Origin of the sequence: Candidatus Aquarickettsia rohweri (assembly GCF_003953955.1) — a bacterium.
Classification (GTDB): Bacteria; Pseudomonadota; Alphaproteobacteria; order Rickettsiales; family Midichloriaceae; genus Aquirickettsia; species Aquirickettsia rohweri.
In genome coordinates this window covers 1-2,962 of the sequence record NZ_RXFM01000121.1, presented here as the reverse complement: position 1 = coordinate 2,962, position 2,962 = coordinate 1, and the positions used below count along the sequence as shown (strand labels likewise).

At 28.8% G+C, this 2,962-nt stretch carries 5 protein-coding genes; 2 read left to right on the top strand and 3 right to left on the bottom strand.

All coding sequences use genetic code 11. The annotated features are described in order from the left end of the window. Positions 1 to 1,187, top strand: a 1,187-nt coding sequence (locus EIC27_RS07325) for a hypothetical protein (RefSeq protein ID WP_205702363.1), incomplete at its 5' end; no start/stop codon positions are given. Here the strand turns inward: EIC27_RS07325 and EIC27_RS06575 are convergent. The 3 genes from EIC27_RS06575 to EIC27_RS06565 all read right to left on the bottom strand — a co-directional run bounded on the left by EIC27_RS06575 (position 1,184) and on the right by EIC27_RS06565 (position 2,635). Next, positions 1,184 to 1,771: a recombinase family protein gene (locus EIC27_RS06575; protein WP_126045258.1), complete on the bottom strand. Its 588-nt coding sequence runs from the start codon at positions 1,769 to 1,771 to the stop codon at positions 1,184 to 1,186. The genes EIC27_RS07325 and EIC27_RS06575 overlap by 4 nt on opposite strands. Positions 1,772 to 2,133: 362 nt before the next feature. After that, the gene (locus EIC27_RS06570; RefSeq protein WP_126045257.1) at positions 2,134 to 2,409 is read right to left on the bottom strand and encodes a type II toxin-antitoxin system RelE family toxin; all 276 of its coding nucleotides are present in this window, start codon (positions 2,407 to 2,409) and stop codon (positions 2,134 to 2,136) included. Further along, on the bottom strand, positions 2,390 to 2,635 hold the full coding sequence (locus tag EIC27_RS06565) for a type II toxin-antitoxin system prevent-host-death family antitoxin (RefSeq protein ID WP_126045256.1): 246 nt from the start codon (positions 2,633 to 2,635) through the stop codon (positions 2,390 to 2,392). Before EIC27_RS06565 ends, EIC27_RS06570 begins: the two co-directional genes overlap by 20 nt. 170 nt (positions 2,636 to 2,805) lie before the next feature. On the opposite strand from EIC27_RS06565, the gene tnpA reads away from it, so the two are divergent. Then, positions 2,806 to 2,962, top strand: a 157-nt coding sequence (gene tnpA / locus EIC27_RS08480; protein WP_410519448.1) for an IS66 family insertion sequence element accessory protein TnpA, incomplete at its 3' end; no start/stop codon positions are given.

The following is a 2,962-nucleotide window of genomic DNA, read 5'->3' as shown; positions in this document are numbered from 1 at the left end:
CAAATGATAAAATAACTGGACACAAACTGGACACAAATCAATCACTACTGGACACAAATGATAAAATAACTGGACACAAACTGGACACAAATCAATCACTACTGGACACAAATGATAAAATAACTGGACACAAACTGGACACAAATCAATCACAACTGGACACAAATGATAAAATAACTGGACACAAACTTACAAAAAGAAATAAATTAGTTAAAAATTTTGATATTAATTCTTTACCAAACAATGAAAAAATTCTTGTTTTAACTTTAGCAACTTTAATAAAAAAACAAGGTATAAAAAAAAGCATTAAATTAAGTAAGTTAGAACTTGCATCTTATAGTAAAATTAAATCAGGCAGCATTAAAACCACGCTAAAAAGGTTGATAGATAAAAGTTTAGTTAAAAGAAAAGATTATGAGAAAGGTGGAGCCAAAGCTAAAGCAGAATATGTATTAAATTTCAAACTGGACACACAACTGGACACACAACTGGACACACAACTGGACATAAATCAATTTCCTATTAATAATAATAGTAATAATAAATTATTATTATTAAAGAAAAGAAAAAAAGAAAAATTAATAATAGAAAAAGAAGAAATAAAAAACCAGCCTTATAAATTAGAAATAAAAAAAGGAAGTGAGGAAAGAGAAAGAACATGGAGTAATATCAACATAGAACCATTAAGGAAGTATGGATTAAATGAGAGGCACTTGGAAGATATAAGAGAATTTGATTTATTGGATAGGGAAGTAGTGCAGGAATCAATCTATCATTTTGCATATGCGTTAGAAGAAGATAAAATCAAGTATGAGAATCCAATAGGAGTGTTTGTAGGGAGATTATGCAAAGGAAAAGGATGGTTTGAAGCAGAATATATATCAGAGAAGGAGAAGTCATTAAAACAGTTGATTTTGATTAAGAAGAAAAAGCAAAAGGAGAAAGAAGAGTTGATAAATGAATATTCGAAAGTAGAGTATGAACCATGGAGAGAGAGTCTTAGTGAGGAAGAAGTGAAGGGAATAGAGTTAGAAATGCCAGAGTCAGTAAAAAAAGGACATTCAGTGTTTAGAGAGAATTATTGGAGAGAGTATTTCACTGAAAAAATTCTAATGCCTAAACTAACAGAGAAAGGTCTTATAAGCAAAGAAGAGGATCATGAAGATCAATTAAAAAAAGGGAATTAATTGGTTGTTGCAGTAGAATTCATTTGTTTTTTTATGAGAGAAATAGTTTGTTTGCTAACAGAGAGTTCGTTTGAAATCCAATCATAGCTTTTATTGGCAGAAAGAAATATCCTGATTCTTTCAGCTTTGTGATTAGTATTTTTGTTTTTACTACCTATTTTGCGGCCAAATTTAACTCCTTGTTGTTTAGCTAATTTGATACCAGCTTTAGTCCTAGAGTTAATTAAGCTACGTTCTAGTTCGGCGAAAACGACGGCGATTTGAAAGAATGCTTTACCCATAGGGGAAGTGGTATCAACTTTATCACCAGAGTCAAGGGATATGAGGTCAACTTTTTTAGAATCTAGTAATTCGATAATATCAATCAGGCCTTTGAGTGATCTAGCAATTCTATCGATTTTATAAACAATTAAGATATCGCCTTCTCGTAAAGAATCTAAAGTATTGGATAGCTGAGGACGGTTATTGTTTTTGCCACTGATAGATTCACAGAATATTTTAGAGCAACCAGCTTTAGAGAGAGCTTTTTTTTGTAATTCTAAATCTTGAGAGATGGAACTGACTCTAGCATAACCTATTTTCATGATGATAGTACAAATAAATCAAATAAGCTAGATTGTACTACTGTAGTACAATAAAGTCAAGCATATTAGTTAATGTGTACTGTAAATAGAGGATTTGAGGAAGTACAGGGAAATTTTAATTTTTTTGTACTAATACTTAACTTGATTACCTTTTAAGTATCCAATCTAATCATTTACTTTTTATATGTAAGCACTAAATAATAAAATTAAATTAATTTAAACCCACTTTTTTAAAGCATAAGAGCATACTATTTTTTAAAAATGTGCATCTCTGCAAAAAAAATGCTAAAATCTTTTTATGAGCTTAAAAACAGCCTTTAAATTAAATTATGGATTTTAAAGGAAAAAGATACAGCAACTTCTTATTTTCTTTTGAATATTTTATAAACAGAATCATCATTTCTTTTTTCTACCACTACAACGTGTAGAATGTTATCAACAATCTTGAAAATTACTCTAAATTCACCAATATCTTTGCGGTAATAGCAAACTTTATCTTTGGAGATAATTTTCTTAATATCATTTTGTTTAGGGGTTTTTGCTAATTTAAAAATTTCTTTAACAATTTGTCTAAATTGTTTTGCATCTAATGTTGAAAAAAATTTATCAGCTTGGTTACTAAGATTTACTAAGAGCATTTTTCATTTTCTTCATTGTTTCTTCAACACCTATATAACCATTTTGTTCTGCTAAATGAATTTCATTCATTAAATATGCATCTTCCAAATTCTGAAGTCTATCATACTCTTCCCTGCTAATTAAAACAGCTTCACTTTTATGTCTTTTTATAAAAACTGGTTTTCTCATAGCTTCATTAAGGTATTCCCCTAAATGTGTTTTTAATTCAGTGCTACTAATTTCCATGCTCAATTATTTATTATATTTCTTTACTTACATAATAACTGTTTAGTATAAATAAGTCAATAAGGTTAAACTAATCAAACATCAAAATTATAAAGTAAGCGCTAAAATAAGGGCATCTAGGCAAGAATAAAAATAAGTGGTAGAACAAAAGCCTAAAAAAATAGAGGCTAATGATGCTATTAGAAAAAAAGAAAAAAAGAATAAGTAATGAAAAATGGAAAGAGCTAGTAGAAGAATATAAAAAAAGTAATGTAAGTAAATATGAATTTTGTAAGCAAAAGAATGTGCCGAGAAGTACATTTTATAAATGGCACAGAATTCTTGTAG